General features: G+C 77.4%; 1 protein-coding gene. It reads right to left on the bottom strand.

Annotated elements, in window-relative coordinates:
* Nucleotides 1–337 (bottom strand): dihydrodipicolinate synthase family protein (locus tag OO54_RS41045; protein ID WP_033212908.1); only part of this gene is annotated, 337 nt, incomplete at both ends.

Raw genomic sequence — 337 nt, 5'->3', positions numbered from 1 at the left:
ACCTCCGCGTAGTGGGCGCGTACGGCGGGCTCGTCGGCGCGGTAGGCGTTGGGCGGCAGGAGGAGGACCGACCCGGCGCCGGCCTCGGCGGCCTGCTCGGCCCAGCGCCGGGACTCCGCGCTGCCGTAGGCGGCCACGCCGGGCATGACGCGTGCCCCGTCGCCCGCGGCCGCGACGGCGGTGCGCACGACCTGGGCGCGCTCCTCGCCGGTGAGGGTCTGGTACTCGCCGAGGGAACCGTTCGGGACGACCCCGTCGCAGCCGTTGGCGATCAGCCAGGCCACGTGCTCGGCGTAGGCGTCGTGGTCGACGGAGCCGTCGCCGCGGAAGGGGAGGG

Origin of the sequence: Streptomyces wedmorensis (assembly GCF_000716445.1) — a bacterium.
Taxonomy (GTDB): Bacteria; Actinomycetota; Actinomycetes; order Streptomycetales; family Streptomycetaceae; genus Streptomyces; species Streptomyces wedmorensis.
Note: the sequence above shows the minus strand (reverse complement) of the source record. Positions and strands in the feature narration are given on the sequence as shown.